Origin of the sequence: Vibrio olivae, assembly GCF_042428525.1 — a bacterium.
Classification (GTDB): domain Bacteria; phylum Pseudomonadota; class Gammaproteobacteria; order Enterobacterales; family Vibrionaceae; genus Vibrio; species Vibrio olivae.
In genome coordinates, this window is the sequence record NZ_JBHMEP010000006.1 from 153,861 (window position 1) to 170,627 (window position 16,767).

Annotated in this window: 16 protein-coding genes; 7 read left to right on the plus strand and 9 right to left on the minus strand. The window is 46.5% G+C overall.

Going from position 1 to position 16,767, the window contains the following annotated elements; genetic code table 11:
• Window positions 1-56 precede the first annotated feature (56 nt).
• A complete protein-coding gene (locus ACFFUV_RS17005; protein ID WP_390195003.1) occupies window positions 57-485 on the minus strand; it encodes a hypothetical protein in 429 nt (142 codons plus the stop codon).
• Window positions 486-580: 95 nt separating this feature from the next.
• Window positions 581-1,258, minus strand: a complete 678-nt coding sequence (locus tag ACFFUV_RS17010) for an SH3 domain-containing protein (RefSeq protein ID WP_390195005.1) — start codon at window positions 1,256-1,258, stop codon at window positions 581-583.
• Between the two features lie 162 nt (window positions 1,259-1,420).
• Here ACFFUV_RS17010 and ACFFUV_RS17015 point away from each other — a divergent pair, with 162 nt between their 5' ends.
• On the plus strand, window positions 1,421-1,882 hold the full coding sequence (locus ACFFUV_RS17015; RefSeq protein WP_390195007.1) for a hypothetical protein: 462 nt from the start codon (window positions 1,421-1,423) through the stop codon (window positions 1,880-1,882).
• Between the two features lie 62 nt (window positions 1,883-1,944).
• On the opposite strand, the gene ACFFUV_RS17020 is transcribed toward ACFFUV_RS17015, so the two are convergent.
• Together ACFFUV_RS17020 and phhA are read right to left on the minus strand one after the other, a co-directional pair.
• Complete coding sequence (locus ACFFUV_RS17020) at window positions 1,945-2,277, minus strand: 4a-hydroxytetrahydrobiopterin dehydratase (RefSeq protein WP_390195009.1); 333 nt, start codon at window positions 2,275-2,277, stop codon at window positions 1,945-1,947.
• Complete coding sequence (gene phhA / locus ACFFUV_RS17025; RefSeq protein ID WP_390195011.1) at window positions 2,270-3,061, minus strand: phenylalanine 4-monooxygenase; 792 nt, start codon at window positions 3,059-3,061, stop codon at window positions 2,270-2,272. The genes ACFFUV_RS17020 and phhA overlap by 8 nt, the downstream gene beginning before the upstream one ends.
• A gap of 217 nt (window positions 3,062-3,278) precedes the next feature.
• Here phhA and ACFFUV_RS17030 point away from each other — a divergent pair, with 217 nt between their 5' ends.
• On the plus strand, window positions 3,279-5,255 hold the full coding sequence (locus tag ACFFUV_RS17030) for an acetoacetate--CoA ligase (protein ID WP_390195013.1): 1,977 nt from the start codon (window positions 3,279-3,281) through the stop codon (window positions 5,253-5,255).
• A 102-nt stretch (window positions 5,256-5,357) separates the two neighbouring features.
• On the opposite strand, the gene ACFFUV_RS17035 is transcribed toward ACFFUV_RS17030, so the two are convergent.
• Entirely contained in the window at window positions 5,358-5,939 is a 582-nt protein-coding gene (locus ACFFUV_RS17035; RefSeq protein ID WP_390195015.1) for a class I SAM-dependent DNA methyltransferase, read from the minus strand.
• A gap of 204 nt (window positions 5,940-6,143) precedes the next feature.
• Here ACFFUV_RS17035 and ACFFUV_RS17040 point away from each other — a divergent pair, with 204 nt between their 5' ends.
• Window positions 6,144-7,022, plus strand: coding sequence for a LysR family transcriptional regulator (locus ACFFUV_RS17040; RefSeq protein WP_390195017.1), 879 nt, complete (start codon window positions 6,144-6,146; stop codon window positions 7,020-7,022).
• Window positions 7,023-7,216: 194 nt separating this feature from the next.
• Window positions 7,217-8,110 (plus strand): cation efflux transmembrane domain-containing protein, encoded by an 894-nt coding sequence (locus tag ACFFUV_RS17045; RefSeq protein ID WP_390195020.1) that lies wholly within the window; start codon window positions 7,217-7,219, stop codon window positions 8,108-8,110.
• A 92-nt stretch (window positions 8,111-8,202) separates the two neighbouring features.
• Here ACFFUV_RS17045 and ACFFUV_RS17050 read toward each other — a convergent pair whose 3' ends face one another.
• Window positions 8,203-10,563, minus strand: a complete 2,361-nt coding sequence (locus tag ACFFUV_RS17050; protein WP_390195022.1) for a Lon protease family protein — start codon at window positions 10,561-10,563, stop codon at window positions 8,203-8,205.
• Between the two features lie 210 nt (window positions 10,564-10,773).
• On the opposite strand from ACFFUV_RS17050, the gene ACFFUV_RS17055 reads away from it, so the two are divergent.
• The 3 genes from ACFFUV_RS17055 to ACFFUV_RS17065 all read left to right on the plus strand — a co-directional run bounded on the left by ACFFUV_RS17055 (window position 10,774) and on the right by ACFFUV_RS17065 (window position 13,838).
• Window positions 10,774-11,262 (plus strand): hypothetical protein, encoded by a 489-nt coding sequence (locus ACFFUV_RS17055; RefSeq protein WP_390195024.1) that lies wholly within the window; start codon window positions 10,774-10,776, stop codon window positions 11,260-11,262.
• A gap of 11 nt (window positions 11,263-11,273) precedes the next feature.
• Window positions 11,274-12,896, plus strand: a complete 1,623-nt coding sequence (locus ACFFUV_RS17060; protein WP_390195026.1) for an ABC transporter ATP-binding protein — start codon at window positions 11,274-11,276, stop codon at window positions 12,894-12,896.
• 144 nt (window positions 12,897-13,040) lie between these two features.
• Window positions 13,041-13,838, plus strand: a complete 798-nt coding sequence (locus tag ACFFUV_RS17065; protein WP_390195028.1) for a PhzF family protein — start codon at window positions 13,041-13,043, stop codon at window positions 13,836-13,838.
• On the opposite strand, the gene ACFFUV_RS17070 is transcribed toward ACFFUV_RS17065, so the two are convergent.
• Genes ACFFUV_RS17070 through ACFFUV_RS17080 form a run of 3 tightly spaced genes read right to left on the minus strand, consistent with a single transcriptional unit; the run spans window position 13,835 to window position 16,763 of the window.
• The gene (locus tag ACFFUV_RS17070; RefSeq protein WP_390195031.1) at window positions 13,835-14,695 is read right to left on the minus strand and encodes an ABC transporter ATP-binding protein; all 861 of its coding nucleotides are present in this window, start codon (window positions 14,693-14,695) and stop codon (window positions 13,835-13,837) included. The genes ACFFUV_RS17065 and ACFFUV_RS17070 overlap by 4 nt on opposite strands.
• Entirely contained in the window at window positions 14,695-15,729 is a 1,035-nt protein-coding gene (locus ACFFUV_RS17075) for a FecCD family ABC transporter permease (protein ID WP_390195034.1), read from the minus strand. The genes ACFFUV_RS17070 and ACFFUV_RS17075 overlap by 1 nt, the downstream gene beginning before the upstream one ends.
• Window positions 15,726-16,763 (minus strand): FecCD family ABC transporter permease, encoded by a 1,038-nt coding sequence (locus ACFFUV_RS17080; RefSeq protein ID WP_390195036.1) that lies wholly within the window; start codon window positions 16,761-16,763, stop codon window positions 15,726-15,728. The genes ACFFUV_RS17075 and ACFFUV_RS17080 overlap by 4 nt, the downstream gene beginning before the upstream one ends.
• Window positions 16,764-16,767: the final 4 nt, after the last annotated feature.

Genomic DNA, 16,767 nt, shown 5'->3' on the forward strand with positions numbered 1-16,767 from the left:
GTAAAACAATTAAAATAGCAACTCGCTAGCGAGTTAAGAAACGTTGAGGTCGGTGTTTAATATTGGCTGTTGAGTGCCACATAAAACGCATTAGTCTCCTTCCAAGAAGAGAGACGATGAGAATTCGCGTGCGTTTGATGAAACCAACACGTGTTACATTCAACACGGTGATCCACTGAAAAAGCCCCGAAAGGCGCAAAGAAATGAAGGGAGTCTGAGAGCCCATTATCGATGTCGATACGTGGGTTTTGTTTCCAAGTGCTGCGAATCAGCCGTTGCTGCGCACTTGCTACGGTTTCAAATTCGACCGATGAAGAAGCGCTCTCGAGCCGGTCAATATGACTTTCAGTGGTCGCCATGCCGCGAGACACCAACAAACGGCTCGATGGCTCCGATTCATTGAGTGTTAGGTACGCCAAGGCTTGCGAAGGCAGAACCATAGCAAGTAGCGTAAACCACAAATATTGAATAAATCGAAAGCCCATTCACATAACAACAAAAGATACTTCAGCAAGCATGATAGTCACGTAACTACATGCCTACAACTAAAAACTTCTAAAACCCGAATCGTCAGCCAAAACTATGGGTAGGAAAGTTCTCCGGTTTGTACGTCCAAATAAATTTTGTCTTCTTGCTTTAAGCCTCCGCAGTAAACGAAATACACATCGCGACCCTCGAATCGATTTGAGCGAACCCAACCGCCGAGCTCATCAAAGTCTTCTGGCGTACAAGTACCCTCTTTGAGTAACTGATCGGCAGTCTTAGTAAATATGTCGAAAAAGTCTTTAAAATCATCTGATTTTTCTACGTATTGGCTGACAGCCTCAAGCCTCTCTTCGCGAGTTATGGTCGGGGCGACTTCAAGCAACTGATCCATTTTCACCCACTCAGCGACCTCCTCTCCCCCTTCTTCATATACGTAGTATGGCGTTACCCGCCCCCAACCTTGCTGTTTTTCAAGGATATGTAACTTGTCTCCGCGATAGACAAAGCTTTCAATAAAACCTTGCTCACTCGGCGACGTCCGCACCGCTAATTTGGCTGGATTCACATAGTAATCAGTAATCGGTTCAGGCTCTGGATCAGCCTGTTCTACTTTGGGCTCTTGTGGCTGTATTTTAGGCTTTAACCGCTCAAGTTCGGCTAGGTTTGCCGCTTCAAGCGCTTCTCGTTCCGGTTTCATCACAAACAAATAATAGCCGGCCCCTGCGCCTCCAACTCCGAGCAAAAATAACACCAGCATGACGATCTTTTTCATAATACTCTCAGTGAAATATCTATACTTATTCTAGACCACCCAACACCATGAAATATCATGAAATGGCGACGATTGATTACTAGGTTAACGGCGAGCTTACTCATAACTTTACCTCTGTCTGTACAGGGGCAACAATGCGTGGAACACGATTGGAATCAACTCTTGATAGAACAAAAAAGATTGGATTCTTGGTATAACCAGCACGCTGAAGCATTTAACCAGTTTTTACACATCTATCAGCAACAGGTGTTTTTACATAAACAGTTCACCAAGCAGCAATTACGCTCGTTTTGGGCACCGAATAAGCCGGATTTACACCATAAAATGCAGCAGCAGATTGAAATCTCAACCCAAATCCATCAATTGCTTACTCAAGAAATAACACTCTTGGAAAACCAATCTACTCCAGTAGAACAATTAACTCAGCGTTGGCAAACGATGATGGCATCCTGCAAGGCCGCAGAACTGAACGTCAATGTACTTTCCAGCCAAACCTATATCAAGGATAACACCAAGCTGCTCGAGCAATTAAATCTACTCACCCGCAAACTGAAAACGCTCGCTCAGAACTATCAACACGAGCGCCAAGCGCTCATTTCCAGTCAAAAGCAAAGCGAGAAGTAATAAAAAAGGCGCTCAAAGCCACCTGGAGGGGATAGTGGCTCTGAGCTAACCTTGAACAGGAATTACTGGAGCAGCGCATCGCATTTCGCGGCGCAGATAAAATCATTGCGATGCAACCCCTTGATAGAATGACTCCACCAGGTGACGGTCACTTTTCCCCACTCCGCTGCGATGGTTGGGTGATGAAACTCTTGCTCCGCAAGCTCTGCAACCTGATTAGCAAACGCCCAAGCGAGTTTAAAATTTTTGAATGAATAACATTTCTCAAGCTGGGCGATATTGTCACGCTGTATCCGTTGCCACCCCGTTAGCTGAGCAAGCAACGTCTGCTGCTCCTCAAGCTCTAAGGCGCGAGCTCCCTTTTCACACGCTTCACACTGCATTTTTTCAAGCATTATTTACTTCCTTAGGTTCAAAAAGCGGCGGTAGTAAGCCTGCCGCCATGGCTTGTTGTACATCGTGGAGCAAATCGCGCTGACTGAGACGAAATAGCGCACTAATGTCGTTAAGCACAAAATAGATTGGTTGCATGATATCGATGCGATAAGGCGTTCGTAACACGGTGTGTATATCAAACGGAATCCGCTGTGGTTGATTGCTTTCCAAGGCATAACACGTTTCCCCCGGTGAGGACAAAATGCCTCCCCCATAGATTCGCAGCTTGCCATGCTCTCTGACTAAGCCAAACTCGACGGTAAACCAATAAAGCCGAGCTAAAAAAACGCGCGTTTGATGATCCACCTGTCGGCCCAGTTGTCCGTAAACTTGAGTGAATTTCGCGAAGTCAGGATGCGTCAACATCGCACAGTGACCAAAGACTTCGTGGAAAAAATCGGGTTCTTGAAGGTAGTCAAACTCTTCTCGGCGGCGAAGAAAAGTCGCAACGGGAAACTGTTTTTGGGCGAGCAGCTCAAAAAAGCGATCAAAACTGATTAACGCTGGAACAGGAGCAAGACGCCACCCTGTCTCTCGTTGTATTACATGGTTTATATCACTGAGCTTCGGAATACGTTTGCTCGGCAAATCTAACATGGCAAGCCCGTCGAGATAAGCTTGGCATGCACGGTTGCCCAGTACCTTTTGCTGCCGCTCAACAAGGTCATGCCATGTTTTATGCTCTTGCGGGCTCCAATCGATAGTGCCATCCGGTGCTATTGGCTTTGATTGATAATTAGACATCACCGCCTCCGACAATACGCCACCTAATAACAGCCTAAGTCATTGCGCTTCAGGTGCCAATCTGACCGCCATTCCTAGCCGCAAAATCATGTAACAATATTTTTACAACTAATCATTTTTTGCTTAATTATCAGACTCCTGTTTTTATTGCTCAGTTTGACTTTGCTCAATTAGCGACCAACACTTATGTCAACAACGGTTAAGGACGGATAACACCATGCCGAACTCAAATTTACTTTGGCAGCCAAGTGACAAGCGTATTCAACACGCAAACATGACTCAGTTTATTCAACACATCAATATGCAAGGCGAAATCTTAACGGATTACGCGTCACTTCATGCTTGGTCGGTCGCAAACAGTAAGCAGTTTTGGCTGGAGGTTTGGCAAGTTTGCGATGTTATTGGTTATCAAGGGAACTGCATCTTTGGTGAAGGCATTGCTAAATGGGAAAAATTTCAATCCAGTCGTGACACGATCTGGTTTCCCCAGGCTAAACTCAATTATGCGGAAAACCTACTTTCCTACGCGTTTCAAGACCCAGACGGCCTCGCAATCTGGTTCAAAAATGAACGAGGCCAAACTCGAAAAGTCACTTGGCAATCGTTATGTGATCAAGTCTCTATTGTTCAACAATGGCTAAAGCAAAACGGAGTCGAACGTGGTGATGTTGTTGCAGGTTACATGCCTCATATTCCTGAAACCATCATCGCGATGCTCGCTGCAACCAGCCTCGGCGCTATCTGGACATCCACCTCCCCCGACTTTGGCATCGACAGCGTGGTAGAGCGCTTTAGCCAAGTTCAGCCAAAGATACTGTTTTGCTGCAACGGCTATACGTTTAATGGCCAAGTTTTCCCAATGGAGAACAAAAATACTCAGCTGGTTGAAGCGCTGCCCAGCTTGGTCAATACCTGCCAAGTTGATTATCTACAAACCGGACAAAGCAGCGTATTCAGCAATGAAAACTTTTCTGATTGGGAGTCCGTCCAAGCGGGCTACTTGGCGCGCGGGGTCGAATATCAACGTATTGGTTTTAACGACCCGTTATTTGTTTTGTATTCATCAGGAACAACCGGCAAACCTAAATGCATCACGCATTCAGTCGGTGGCACGATACTCAATCACTTAAAAGAACATCAATTGCACTGCGATATTCAGCCTAAAGACCGCGTTTTTTATTACACGACGTGTGGCTGGATGATGTGGAACTGGCAAGTTTCCGCATTAGCGAGTGGCGCGACTTTAGTCATCTACGACGGTCATCCGATGATGCCGATGCCAAGTGCGCTATGGGAGTTAGCGGATGAAGCTGGCGTTACCCTGTTTGGTACTTCAGCAAAATATCTCGAAGCACTTCAAAATGCCCCATTTTCGCCCAGTGAGTATTTTAAGCTCACCCAACTACGTACCTTGTGTTCTACAGGCTCAGTACTCTACCCAGAACAATTTGACTACGTGTATGCCAATATTCACGCGGATATCCACCTTGCCTCAATCTCTGGTGGCACTGACATCTGTGGCTGCTTTGTCATTGGTAGCCCGATATCTCCAGTTTATCGTGGAGAGTGCCAAGTCCCAGCGCTGGGAATGGACGTTGCGGTATTGAATGACAAAGCAGAAAGCGTGATTGGCGAGCGCGGTGAGCTAGTATGTCTTAATAGCTTTCCCAATCAACCGATTGGGTTTTGGCATGACGACGGAGAACGTTATCACAACACCTATTGGGCCACGTTTAATAACGCATGGCGCCAAGGTGATGATGTCATCATGACAGAACGCGGCGGTATGGTGTTTTATGGACGTAGTGACGCGCAGTTAAATGTTGCGGGAGTAAGAATTGGTACTGCCGAAATTTATCGCCAAGTCAACATTATGCGTGAAGTGCAAGATTCCATTGCCGTCTCACATTACAAAAACGGCCATGAAGTAATTGCTTTGTTTGTCCAGCTCAAACCAGAATTCCAACTAGATGAAAATCTCAAAGCCGATATTCGACTGAGGCTCAAAACCCACTGCTCACCAAGGCATGTTCCACAAGCGATCTATCCGATCAGTGACACACCAAAGACACGCTCAGGTAAGTTAATGGAAATTGCGGTCAGACAAGCGCTCAATGGCCAAGATGTGACGCATCATCATGCACTGGCCAACCCCCAAGTTTTGGATGAGATCCTGAGTATAATCTCATCTTAATGACCAAGCCATTTCTGCCCAACCAACAAACTTCTCAGCGGCAAAAAACAAAAACTCCCTTTAATACGGGAGTTTTTTCGTTTTAAGCCATCACGATGCTTGCTACTTTTTCGCCACGCACATCACGACTTGATGAGGGCCAAACCCAGCATCAACAGCAAAAGGTATAGAGACCTTGACCTCCGTAAACCCAACGCTGGTTAAGACTTGCTCTGCGCGTGATGGTGCCATTCCTTCTTCCGCATTGGGATCATCACTATGCCAATCCCACTGAATAAAGTAGCCACCCTCTTCAATTAATGAATAAATGACATCGGCGATATCAGCATAATTACTTAAATAACCACACACAGAGGACGCTGTGATGATATCAAACTGACCACGAAATGCGGGGTGAATCGCGACTAATCCTCGTGACAACATATCAACGACTGGCTCGACATTACTGAGCTCTTTGTCATCAAGTTGCTCAATCATGGCTTCAGAGCCATCAAGTGCCACAATATCTTTTGCCAGCGGTGACATCTTTTGACAAAGCAAACCGGTGCCACAGCCAAAATCCAACATACGCTTACCTGAAAGGTCCAGAATCGCTGTCAGTGATTCAAATGCCTTGGTTGTGAAATCAACGGTCGCAGGGCTTGCTTCCCAATCTTCCGCATAATCATCCCAATTCATTGCCATATGATCTCCCTATTACTTCATACATCTGGCAGGTACCTCACAAGAGTAAACTAAAACTAAAGCAAGTTCATAGTCTTAAATGAGTTAAAACGGACATCCGCCGATAATTTGGTTAAAATTACCCATTAATATCGCGAGGTCATCGGTTTACTATTGACTTAGAAACCCCGCGAATGGTCCACCATTGAGAGCAATGATAACGCAATGAATATCTCGCAAATAGAAGCTTTTTGTTTGATTGCCGATCTCGGTTCTGTCTCCGAGGCCGCACGGCAACTTGATTGCAATAGAACTAAGCTTAGCATGGCGATCAAAGCGCTGGAAAAAGAGCTGGAGATTTCGCTGTTTATTCGTAGTGGTAATCATCTCGCGTTATCAGAAGCAGGCAAAGCAATATATAAAGATTGCCAAAATATGCTCACCACCGCGGCTCGAATTAGGCAAACTTGCTTACAAGTCACGGGAGAATTTAACGCCGAGTTGTGGATAGCTCGCGATGACTCACTACCCGATGAACTGTGGCAAGAACTTTCACATACGTTGAACCACAAATTCCCTGCGACCTCTTTTAACATCGTACTCGCCTCGAGTGGCGACTTATCCAATTTAGTCAGTACCCAACAGGTTGATTTTGCATTTGGGGTTGATTATGAACGTCTTGATAACCCAATGATCACTTACCAGCCGCTGGGGAAAATTCGCATGATGTCGGTGTGTAAAAGTGGTCATCGTTTAACCAAGATGAGCCGAGTGTCTGATGAGGAACTGAGAAATTCTATGCAGGCGGTGATGGTGTATCTGAACGAAAAAGATAACCCAGAATTACAGCCGCTTTCGCTAACGCATATCGGCTTCTCTAGCTTTGATTATATTCTCAATACCATTTTGACCGAAGACGCCTGGGGCGTGCTTCCAGAACCACTGATTCGTCACTATCTCCGTAAGCAGGAGCTAGCGGTGATTAAGCACACCTACGGCCTTACCCAAGAAGACTTCTGTATGTTAACCGCCGCCGGTATGACCGAACACCCCGGAATGACATGGCTTGCTGATCAATTGAACGAATATCTCTTCGATTTCTAACGATATTTCAGTAAGATGACGAACAAAAAACACTCACCGTCAAAAACATTGTCACCAACAAAAGTTCTAACTGATTGTTTTTAAATAATATTAAAACATGCATTTCATTCCCTTGTTTCATTGCTGGATATAGCGATTGTCAAAAATGCGATTTAGCAGAACAATACGCTTATCGAATTGAGTGAGATGATTTTATGTGTGCCAGGACAAGCTTAAACGAAAAACGTGTGTTAACCATTTCAGCCCTTTTAGCATCAGGCTTTGCCGGCGGTGGTTTGTTACTCGGTTTATTCGTCGGCTCTCTGGTTATTGTGTTTGATGGCGTTTATTCCTTAGTAAGCTTGCTGTTAACATTATTGTCACTCGCCGTTTCAAGTTACATGCGTAAACCCTCACGTGGCGAATTTCAATATGGCAAAGCGGTGTTAGAGCCGCTGGTCATCATGATCAAAGCCACCGTAATCCTGTCTATCGTCAGTTATTCTCTGTATTCAGCGGTAGCGGCGATGTTTTCGGGCGGTCGCGAAGTCGACCCTTCTATCGCAACCATTTTCGGTCTCGTTAACGTGATAGGTTGTGCTTATGCTTGGTGGAAAATTGCAAAGAGCTCTAAACGTTTTTCTTCTGGTTTAATTGATGCAGAGGCAAAGCAATGGAAGATGGATACGTTGTTAAGTGTCGCGGTTACCGCAGGTTTCGTTTCAGCATGGGCGATGACGTTAACGCCTTGGGCAGACTACGCCATCTATGCTGACCCGATGATGATGATTTTAATGTCATTTTACTTTATTAAAGTGCCTTTCGATATGCTTCGAGGCGCCGTACGTGAACTGTTAATGATGCGGCCTAGTAAAGAGATCTGCCAATTGGTCGGCAGCGAAATCAAAGCGCTTAATCCGCAATCACCATCGATGTTCAAACTGGCAGGTGTGACTAAGGTTGGACAAGAACTGAGAGTCAGGGTTGATATTCACAGCAGCAGTGCGCAGCTTGATGTAAAACACTTAGACCGAGCACGCCAAGTCCTCAAAAATAAACTGGCAAAACTCTCGCTGGATCTTAATCTGACGATGAACATCGCCAACTAGGTCTCGAGCTGAGCATCGGCGACATTTTATCGATAGAAAAATGACCACAAAAAAGCCGACATCAACGTCGGCTTTTTTATTTGCTTGTGCACTTACTTTTTCAGCGCATTGAGTTTTGCCTGAGCAATACCAAAAATGGTCTCTATCGGGTAACTTCCTTCTTCAGTTGCACTGCCAGCCGGCTTGCCTGTAAATATCTCGATGGCTTCTGTTACGTGGTCAATCGCCCAGATATTGAACTCGCCACGTTCTACGGCTTTGACGATATCAGGCCGCAGCATTAAGTTATGTTGATTTGAACGTGGAATGATCACTCCTTGATCGTTACTGCGCCCTTTAATCATACACACATCAAAAAAGCCTTCGATCTTCTCGTTGACGCCACCTATCGGCTGAGATTCTCCAAACTGGTTCATTGATCCGGTGATAGCAATATCCTGACGGTTAGGCACCTTTGAAAACGCTGAGACCACCGCGCAGAACTCTGCCATACTCGCGCTATCACCATCAACGCCGCCATAGGATTGCTCAAAAGTAATGGTCGTTGTGAGAGGTACACGCGCTGTTTTGCCAAACACCGACGAGAGGTAAGCGGTTAAAATCATCACACCTTTAGAGTGAATACTGCCACCTAAATCGACACTGCGCTCAATATCAATCACATCTCCGTCACCATAACAAGCCGTAGCCGTAATACGATTTGGCGCGCCAAACATATATTCACTGGTACTTAGCACCGATAAAGCGTTGACCTGCCCTACGGCTGTACCTGAGGTTCGCAGTAATGTCGTGCCATTCACAAAGCCTTCCATGACACTGTCACGTAAGCGATTGACTCGCATTTCTTGATTACTAAGCGCTTCTTCAACGTGGCTAGCTCGAATCATATTCGAGTTCGCTTGTTTGGCAACGTAGTTAGATTCGCGCAGTAAGTTAGCAATATGGGCAGAATGCAGCGATAATTTGTTTTGGTCGCCCGCCAATCGACAGCTGTGTTCAATCACACGAGCAATGGCTTTGCGGTCACAATGCAGCATATTGCTGTCATGGACAACACTGGAGATAAAACGCGCGTATTGCAGCTCCGCGTCGTCGTTACGCGTCATTTCATCTTCAAAGTCAGCGGTGACTCTAAACAATTCACGAAACTCAGGATCATAATGCTGAAGCAGCTGATAAGTACGGTAGTCCCCAAACAGAATGATTTTTACATCTAACGGAATCGGTTCGGGATCGAGAGACACAGCTCCCGTCAGCGTCACTTCTTTTTCCAGCGAGGTAAAACTCATTTGCCGCGAACGCAGTGCTCGTTTGAGCCCATCCCAAACATAAGGTTGCTCAAGTACTTTTTGTGCGTCCATGAGCAGCACCCCACCATTGGCTTTATGTAAACTGCCTGCACGGATCAGAGAAAAGTCGGTAAATACCGTGCCTTTAAAGGTGGCGGTTTCAATATACCCAAACAATGAGTGGTAGTTCGGATTCTCCTCGACCACGATAGGAAATTCATCAGATTGGCGCGCCACCAGCACGTTCACTTTGTAGCGTCGCGGTAGCTTTTTATCCAATGAAGCCGTGGCGATTTCGGCCTGCTCATTGCTCTGTTCTAGAAAGATGTCGGCGTTTTCTACGATGTCTTTCTGCAAATCGGTTAGATAATGCTTAATTTCTGGAAATTCGCCGTAATCAATTTTGAGCTGCTTGATAAAGTGGGTAATAACATCCAGTGTCACTTCATCATTCAGCTTTTTAATTTTTTCACTGTATGACTCTTCCCATTCGGTCAACTGGCGGACCATAGTACGAAGCTGAATTTCAAGCTTATCGATGGTGTCACTGAATGCTTCCTGCTCCTTTTTGCTCAGTGCATCAAAGGTTTCTTCGGTGTGCAGCTCCTCACCATTCATTGCCACAAACTGATAATCTCCCTGAGTGGTGATCGTTAAACTTACACCTTGCTCTTTCGCTTCATGGCTGATGTTTTCCAGTTCGGCTTCTTGCTTTTGCGCTAACTGATTTTTCAGCTTTTCCGCGCGAGTGAAGTACATTTCATTATCAAACGCTAACGGCAGTGCCTGCAGCAGTTTGGTCATGAGCTTTTCTATATCTTGGCGTAATTTATTGCCCACACCGACGGGCAACTTTAATACTTTAGGGGTTCGAATATCTTCAAAATTCGCCACATAACACCAATCAAACAGTGCATCAGTATCATGTTTGTGGCGGTTCAAGTAACGTAAAATCATCGTCCGCTTGCCTAGGCCATTTTGGCCAATTGCGTAGATGTTGTATCCCTTCTCACGAATTGACATCGCAAACTCAACCGCCTTTTGCGCTCTTTCCTGACCGACAATTTCGTCAATCGGCGCCAATTCCTTAGTTGATTTACTGGTCAACTTTTCAAGTACAGCGGCGTGATACAGCTGCTTTGCTTCAAGCCTTTCTATCGCCATCACGGCCTCCTTGCTTTTTTGTTGTTATACAGTGCTTCTAAAATCTTAGTTTAATTTTATTTACGATTTAGTGACTTACAGTCAAAACGCAACCAAGTGACTAAAAATTCAACAATTCACGCTATTTTATTGCCACTAAATGATAATTGTTTGCATTCGCGTCTAATTTCTATTTAAATGTGGGTATGAAAACGGTGGGGATTTTTGATTATGGATTTACAACAAAGTTGGGCGCACTTTCTAAAGGCAGAACAGTTACTCGAAGAAGGCCATTGGCCTGAAGCCCATTATCTGTTCGACCAAGTGTTGAACCACTTACCACAACATGTTCAAAATACACTGAGTGACAACAACACCAAACCTTGCCAGTTCTCTTGTCTACTTTCGGGTTTACGAGATGCCACCGTTTATCAGTCTGAAATTCTCAATAAGATGGGCAATCAACAGCAGGCCTTTCAGGTACTCAACCAAAGCTATGCCTTGTTGCAATTCCTCTCTATTGAGCCGTCTCCCTTAGTGGAAGCTTGCGCTGACACTTTATATAAGCACAGTGAAGATTTACTCCGTCATATCGGCGCTTTTTGCGCGGCGCAGCGAAGCGCGCAATGGATGCTTGAATTTCAACAAATGGAAAGAACGCACCACCACTTTGCGACGTTGAAGCACTATCCATCGATGCCACGCCGAATGATGAACTAAAAGGATGTCCCATGTCTCAATCACCGATTTTGCAAGTTGAAAATCTATCGGTCAGTTTTACCACTAACGACGGTATCGTTGATGCAGTGAACTCAATCTCTTTTCAACTTCAAAAAGGCGAAACCTTAGCAATTGTCGGCGAGTCTGGCAGTGGCAAATCCGTCTCGACCAATGCCTTGATGAAGCTATTGCCCAACAACGCGCTGGTTGCCAAGGACTCAAGCATTAAGTTTGAAGGCAACGAACTGATCAACTTGAGCGAAAAGCAGATGCAATCCATTCGCGGCAATCGTATCGGTATGATTTTTCAGGAACCGATGACCTCACTCAATCCATACGTCCGGGTCGGAAAGCAGGTTACAGAAGCCATTATTTGTCACCAGTCGGTTAATGCCAATCAAGCCAAAGCGCGCGTGATTGAGCTATTTAATCTGGTTCAACTGCCAAGCCCTGAGCAGGCGTTAAAGAAGTACCCTCATGAATTCTCAGGCGGGCAACTACAGCGCATTATGATTGCCATGGCGCTGATTAACGAACCCGATATCCTCATTGCTGATGAGCCCACAACTGCTCTGGACGTCACCGTTCAAGCTGAAGTTCTTGATCTTATCAAACGCATTCAACACAAAATGGGCATGGCTATTTTGTTCATTACCCATGATTTAGGTGTGGTGCGTCATCTCGCTGACCGAGTTATCGTCATGTGTAAAGGCGACGTCGTTGAAGCTGGCGAATGTAAAGCCTTATTTGACGACCCACAGCACGACTATACAAAAATGCTACTCAATTCAGTGCCTCGTGGGCAAAAAGCGCCAATCGCTCAGCACGCGCCCATGCTGTTAGAGGCTCACGATATTCGTGTTAAGTTCTTGGTAAAATCGCACTTTATTGAAAGTCGCAGCGAATATTTTGAAGCAGTAAAAGGCATTTCTCTTTCCCTCAAGCAAGGAGAAACCTTAGGAATTGTTGGAGAGTCGGGCTCCGGAAAATCGACGTTAGGACGAGCGCTTATTGGCCTATTACCCAGCAGCGGTCAAATCAAATTTCAAGGACAAGACCTTGAACAATTAAGTGCTAAGCAGCGTTTCGCGCTGAAAAAAGATGTACAGATGGTGTTTCAAGACCCATACGGCTCACTGTCACCACGCATGACCATAGGCGATATTATTACCGAAAGCTTAACGGTACACCGCCCCAACTTGACTCGCTCAGAACGCATGCAGCGCGCTCGTCAGGCATTGCAAGAAGTCAGACTGGATCCGCAGTCGATCAACCGCTATCCGCATGAATTTTCTGGCGGCCAACGTCAACGAATCGCGATTGCACGCGCACTTATCTTGGAGCCATCATTTATTTTACTTGATGAGCCGACCTCGGCATTGGATCGCTCCGTGCAACTTACAGTGATTGACTTGCTCAAAGATATTCAACAAAAACACAATATTGGCTTTTTATTTATAAGTCATGACCTTAGTGTGGTCAAAGCACTGTCAGATCGTGTGCTGGTTATGCAAAAAGGCCAAGTCATGGAACAAGGCAGCGCCTCAGACGTGTTCCATTCGCCAAAACACGACTACACCAAAAAGTTAATCGCGGCTTCTTTTGATATTGAAGAAAATACGCAAGCAGCATAAAGCAGATAATAACGTCAGGCTGGCAACCTCAAACCGTGGCATTCCCCAATGTCACGGTTTTTTTATTCTTAGACCAATTAACGTCCTTTCTTTATTGCACAAGATTGATTAGCTTAGTGTTTTGCCAATAGACAGAGAAGAGTCATGGAACTAGAAATTTTTGTATGCGATGCATTTACTAACCAGCAATTCAAAGGAAATTCTGCGGCAGTCGTGCCCGTCAGCGAGTGGTTGAGTGATGAGGTTATGCAAAATATCGCCAGAGAAAACAACCTCTCTGAGACGGCGTTTATCAAACCAGTTGGCAATCACCATTATCACATCCGTTGGTTCTCACCACTGTGCGAAGTCGATTTTTGCGGTCATGCAACCCTCGCCTCCAGTTTTGTTCTCTTTGAGTATTTTGACGCACACGACACATTACACTTTGAGACCAATCAGGTAGGCAGTCTATGGGTAACGCGAGAGAGCAGTGGTCGAATAAGCATGGATTTTCCTAACATGGCGCCGAAACCAATTGATGAACCACCACGAGCGCTGATTGAAGGGCTGTCTATTCCACCGCGGCAGGTACTGGTTAACGAGCAAGCTTATGTGGTGGTGGTTGCCGATGAGCAGCAAGTTCTTGCGATGCAAACCGACAACGCACAGCTCAAGCAATTACACCCTCGTGATGTGGTGGTTACTGCTCGCGCTGATCGAGAGGGCTACGATATGGTGTCACGCTACTTTTGGCCAGCCAATGGTGGTGACGAAGACCCTGTGACCGGCTCGATTCACTCAGGGTTGGCTCCATACTGGGCAGAACAGTTAGGAAAATCATCGTTGGTTGCTTATCAAGCCTCACAGCGCGGCGGGACGTTATATTGCCAGGTATTAGACGAACGCGTAATTATTGCAGGTGACGCAATACTCTACTCTCGTGGCAAAGTGTATCTTTAAGTTTTCGCTGCCCAGCGACTCAGCGGGACAATCATTGGCGTCCCGGTGACCGGATCGGGAACCACTTCACTTTTAAGCCCAAACACGCGCTCAACCAACGCACTATCAATGATGGTTTGCGGAGCGCCTTGCGCAATCAATTCGCCTTCGGCTAACGCAATCACGTGATCAGCATAACGACACGCCTGATTTAAGTCATGCAGCACTGCAACAACGGTTCGACCTTGTTCAATATTAAGCGTTTTAAACAAGTCCAGCAGTTCAATTTGATGCGCAATATCCAGATAAGTGGTCGGCTCATCAAGCATTAACGTGGGGGTTTGCTGCGCTAAGACCATAGCAATCCACACACGCTGACGCTGCCCGCCGGATAGGCTATCTACAGTTTGCTGCGCCAATTCAGTTACGTTCGCATCGACCATCGCTTGCTCTACCGCTTGTTTGTCTTCGTCACTCCATTGACGAAACACACTTTGGTGTGGATATCGTCCGCGTGCGACCAAGTCGTAGACCCGAATCCCATTTGGGCTGTTTGCACTTTGCGGCAAAAGACCAATTTTCTTTGCGACCTCTTTCGTCGGCCAACGATGAATATCCTTACCATCAAGTAAAATTGTCCCTGCCAATGGTTTCAGTAACCGACACAAGCTTTTAAGTAAGGTCGATTTACCACAACCATTCGGCCCAATGATGACCGTAAACTGGCGCGGAGGAATGGTTAAACTTAGTTGTTCACATACGCGTTTATTGTCGTAGCCTAAGGTCAGCGACTGTGCAGCAATACTGACTGGCTGCTTGGCGGATGTCTCGATAGGTTTCCCCTCAGGGGAAGTCAAAAACTCAAGTTCTGTGGTCATTAGCGGGTTCTCGTTAGTAACCAAATTAGATAAATGCCGCCTACGATACCAGTCACCTGACCGATAGGTAGGGTAAGATTTAAAGGCGCCCACTGCGTCAATAGGTCGGCCAGAAGTAAAAGCAAAGCGCCCATCAACGCCGCACTGACAACGGGAACGCTATGATGGCGCGTAACACGTCGAACTAATTGCGGCGCCGCTAAAGCGATAAAGGCAATCGGCCCTGCAGCCCCTGTCGCTAGCGCTGCAAGAATTACCGCCGCAAACAAACTGATTGCGCGCATACGCTCAATCGCCACACCAAGCTGCGCAGCGATGTCTTCGCCCATTTCAATCAGCGACAGCGACCTCACACTCCATTTCAATACGGGAATACAAATGAGCAAGCCAAAACCAACCGACGCGACATCACTCCATTTTCTTGCGTTCAACGAACCAGATAACCACAGGTTGGCGGTAATCGCACTGTCGATATCTCCCCACACTAGCATCAACCCATTGAGCGCTGCCAAGATAGCGCCAACACCAATACCGATCAGAATCATGCGATAGCTGCTAATTTGGCGTTTATCCAAGGACAAAAAATACACCACCACGGCAGTAATCATTCCGCCGAGAATGGCACACAGCGCGACACCCAGCACACCATTATTCAGCAAGATAATATTGACCAGAGCGCCGGTTGCAGCGCCAGTCGTAAAGCCGATGACATCCGGCGAGCCTAACGGGTTTCGTGAGATAGATTGAAATACGGCACCAGCGGCGCCCAGTGAGGCGCCAACAAACACCGCGGTCAACATTCTTGGTAAACGAATATGCATTAAAATTCGTTCTGTAATGCGACTGGTTTCTTCCCCCATCAAGAAGTTACCCAGTGATGTATAGCTAATAGGAAACTTACCCATCGTTAGCGCCACGCCACCTAATGCCGCGACCAAAACGAAGAGTAACGTGCTGACCCAGGCAACACGCGATGAATATTGCCAAGAGAATGATCCAATACGGTAAACAGACAGAGGGGTTTGTGTTTTCATAATTGCGCCAACCTCCAGCGACGAACCAACACAATAAACACAGGCCCGCCCAGTAATGTCACCATAATGCCCACACTGATTTCTCCGGGAGAGCCGATAGCTCGTCCTAACACATCCGCCGCTAATAGCAGCAAAGCAGAAATCATCATTGAATAAGGGATTAGCCAGCGATGGCCGGGGCCGACCAAAAATCGAGCAATATGCGGCGCAGTTAAACCAACGAAGCTGATCGGCCCAGCAGCGGCAGACGCACTCGATGCCAACACCACGACACAACCACAAACAAGTAACCATACCCAGCGCGGATTCACACCTAAAGCGCGGCCTAAATCATCACCCAACGCCAAAATATCGAGTAAGCGACTTAAGTTAAGTGCGATAACGCTGCCAAGCGTGATTAAGCCACATGTGAGCCATACAACGCTAAAGCCACGCCCTTGCAGCGACCCCACCGCCCAATGGCGAAACTGGTCAAACACCGCTTGGTCACTGTTGATAGTGATAATCTGAGTAATCGCGAGTAAGACCACTGACACAGCAGCCCCCGCTAAAATCAGCCTGACAGGACTTAATGCATGGTAAACACTTGAAAGGACATAGACCAACAGCCCCGCCAAAGACGCCCCAGCCATACCAAACCACAAATATTGCTCAACACGGGTAAAACCAAACAAGGCAATTGCGCCAACGATCCCTACCATGGCTCCGGCATTAACGCCTAAAATACCGGGATCTGCGAGCGGGTTACGTGTTAGTGCCTGCATTAATGCGCCCGCCGCCCCTAGACCAGCACCAACAAATATGGCCAATATGGTTCGAGGCAAGCGTACCCAGTGCACCAATAAGTGCTCAGTATTGGTTTGATCAAAGTGGAATAGCGCGTCAAGCGTGGTCGAAAACGCCACATTGCGGGCTCCGACAGCAATACTCAGCGCCGAAAAACCAACAAGTAATAGCGCGCCAATCACTAACCCTAAGCGATATTTATCTCGATTTAAGGGCATCGGTTGTGTCAGAGTTAAACGCTTTTCCATGGCC

Bases quoted from the DNA above. Each gene is read 5' to 3' on its own strand.
- ACFFUV_RS17080 (WP_390195036.1), bottom strand. From the start codon at position 16,763: ATGGAAAAGCGTTTAACTCTGACACAACCGATGCCCTTAAATCGAGAT.
- ACFFUV_RS17035 (WP_390195015.1), bottom strand. From the start codon at position 5,939: ATGGCAATGAATTGGGATGATTATGCGGAAGATTGGGAAGCAAGCCCT.
- ACFFUV_RS17055 (WP_390195024.1), top strand. From the start codon at position 10,774: ATGGATTTACAACAAAGTTGGGCGCACTTTCTAAAGGCAGAACAGTTA.
- ACFFUV_RS17010 (WP_390195005.1), bottom strand. From the start codon at position 1,258: ATGAAAAAGATCGTCATGCTGGTGTTATTTTTGCTCGGAGTTGGAGGC.
- ACFFUV_RS17005 (WP_390195003.1), bottom strand. From the start codon at position 485: ATGGGCTTTCGATTTATTCAATATTTGTGGTTTACGCTACTTGCTATG.
- ACFFUV_RS17075 (WP_390195034.1), bottom strand. From the start codon at position 15,729: ATGAAAACACAAACCCCTCTGTCTGTTTACCGTATTGGATCATTCTCT.
- ACFFUV_RS17050 (WP_390195022.1), bottom strand. From the start codon at position 10,563: ATGGCGATAGAAAGGCTTGAAGCAAAGCAGCTGTATCACGCCGCTGTA.
- ACFFUV_RS17060 (WP_390195026.1), top strand. From the start codon at position 11,274: ATGTCTCAATCACCGATTTTGCAAGTTGAAAATCTATCGGTCAGTTTT.
- ACFFUV_RS17030 (WP_390195013.1), top strand. From the start codon at position 3,279: ATGCCGAACTCAAATTTACTTTGGCAGCCAAGTGACAAGCGTATTCAA.
- ACFFUV_RS17020 (WP_390195009.1), bottom strand. From the start codon at position 2,277: ATGCTTGAAAAAATGCAGTGTGAAGCGTGTGAAAAGGGAGCTCGCGCC.
- ACFFUV_RS17070 (WP_390195031.1), bottom strand. From the start codon at position 14,695: ATGACCACAGAACTTGAGTTTTTGACTTCCCCTGAGGGGAAACCTATC.
- phhA (WP_390195011.1), bottom strand. From the start codon at position 3,061: ATGTCTAATTATCAATCAAAGCCAATAGCACCGGATGGCACTATCGAT.
- ACFFUV_RS17045 (WP_390195020.1), top strand. From the start codon at position 7,217: ATGTGTGCCAGGACAAGCTTAAACGAAAAACGTGTGTTAACCATTTCA.
- ACFFUV_RS17065 (WP_390195028.1), top strand. From the start codon at position 13,041: ATGGAACTAGAAATTTTTGTATGCGATGCATTTACTAACCAGCAATTC.
- ACFFUV_RS17040 (WP_390195017.1), top strand. From the start codon at position 6,144: ATGAATATCTCGCAAATAGAAGCTTTTTGTTTGATTGCCGATCTCGGT.